The organism is Candidatus Aquarickettsia rohweri (genome assembly GCF_003953955.1).
Lineage (GTDB): Bacteria > Pseudomonadota > Alphaproteobacteria > Rickettsiales > Midichloriaceae > Aquirickettsia > Aquirickettsia rohweri.
The window spans coordinates 1-1,861 of record NZ_RXFM01000135.1 but is presented as its reverse complement, the minus strand read 5'-3'; the positions used below and the strand labels follow the sequence as shown (position 1 = coordinate 1,861).

Here is a 1,861-nt window from a genome sequence, read left to right as displayed (position 1 = left end):
TATCTAAAGAAAACCAAATAGAAATTAGGCAGAACAAATATCTCAACAATAGGATAGAAGGCGATCACAGATTTATAAAGAAACGAACTAGGCCGATGCTTGGCTTCAAATCCTTTAGAAGTGCCGCCAGAACTATTGCGGGAATAGAACTCTTGCACATGATTAAAAAAGGACAACTTGCTGACAATGACAATTATAATTCTGACTTTGATAAATTTCTTTCACTAGCTGCTTAATGGAAAAATCTATAAATAATTTAAAAATTTTACACCATATTACAGATGCGACAGAGCCTAATAGCTGACTATTAATTACTATACACTCTTCATAAAACTTGCTGCTTATTAATACAAAAATTATGTTAAAGTGCCTAAGCAACAAGATTGTAGCTAAAATACACTTAATACTGTAATATTACTTATAAAATAGAAATAAAGCTTACTGTAACTCAGGTACTACATATATATTAAAGTTGCTTTATTTAAGTAAACTTCAACATGCTCTCCCTTAGTTGGGTATAATATTAAAATACACCAAAAGTATAGCTATACTATTGGTGATTTTAATATTAAAACTTCTTAAGTACCATTAGCAAAAGCAGAAAGTACAGCAAAAAATGATATAGCCAAAGAAGCAACTGTAAATAACTTGTTTATGACGACCTCTTTATTCTTTATTGTTATATATTCAAATATAGCATCATACTATTATTATCACCCACTAATTATAGCTGTCAAGCTTTTTTTATTCTTTTTTAGGAAATTTTAGTATAAATTTTGTATATTTCTCTACTACTGACTCACATTCAATTGATCCACCAATATCTTCCATAATTAGTTTGCAAAATGAAAGGCCAATCCCTGTGCCACTTTTGCTCTGAGTAAAAAACTTATCAAATATCTTTTTTATTACTTCTTCTTCTATCCCTCTTCCATAATCTTTAAAACATAATTTATTATTTTCTGCCGTCACTTCTATTTTTACATTCACTCCATTATGTGCACAAGCATTCTTTATAAGATTTATTATAACATGTTTTATGCTATTGTAAGAGCATTCCACCTTAAAATTCTCAATTATCTCTACCTTTATTTTTTTTAATTCAGGAATATATAAAGCATATTCTTTAATTGATTCTTCTACTATATTTTTGATTAGTATAATTTCTCTCTTCTCATTTTGTACTGAGCCTCTTAAAGATGTTAAAAGGTTATCAACTGTGTTAACACCATGTTGACTTGCATCTACTAACATATAAGTTGCATTCTTAAACGCCTCATAATTCTTTTTTTTCATTATAAAGTCTTCTTTTGTATACTTTTCTGCATTTTGTTTATCTTTTTCTATATTTTCAAGAACACTCTTAAATAAACCAGATTGCATATTTGCTATAGACATGGGTGTTTTTATTTCATGCGCTATCATTTCACCAAACACTTGTATATTATTAAGCTTCTCCTCTTGCATTTTATCTTTTTGGATAGATTTTTTTTCTTTTTCCCTTGCAATAATCTGTGATATAAAAAGTAATGATAAATATATATAAAAAACTAGGTGGAAAGAATATCCTAAATTAATGCTCCTAGTTTCTAGCATATATAAAATACATCCCAATATAAATCCTATAGTCATACTTATTAAAAATTCAGTAGAATTGAGAAATTGATATAATAAAAATGTAGTAAGCAAGGAGTTGATAACCCATAAATAGATACTATGCAATGAAGATGTATAATAGAGCAATAGGTAGTTTGATATTAAAGTAAGCGCTAAAATAAGGGCATCTAGGCAAGAATAAAAATAAGTGGTAGAACAAAAGCCTAAAAAAATAGAGGCTAATGATGCTATTAGAAAAAAAGAA

General features: G+C 27.9%; 2 protein-coding genes. One reads left to right on the top strand and one right to left on the bottom strand.

Features of this window, described 5'->3' with window-relative positions; translation table 11 throughout:
* Positions 1–236: DDE-type integrase/transposase/recombinase (locus EIC27_RS06745; protein WP_126045281.1), on the top strand; the 236-nt coding region annotated here is incomplete at its 5' end.
* Between the two features lie 508 nt (positions 237–744).
* Here the strand turns inward: EIC27_RS06745 and EIC27_RS06740 are convergent.
* Positions 745–1,632, bottom strand: coding sequence for a sensor histidine kinase (locus EIC27_RS06740; protein ID WP_126045280.1), 888 nt, complete (start codon positions 1,630–1,632; stop codon positions 745–747).
* Between the last annotated feature and the right edge of the window lie 229 nt (positions 1,633–1,861).

Coding starts and splice junctions, on each gene's coding strand:
- EIC27_RS06740 (WP_126045280.1), bottom strand. CDS start 1,632: ATGACTATAGGATTTATATTGGGATGTATTTTATATATGCTAGAAACT.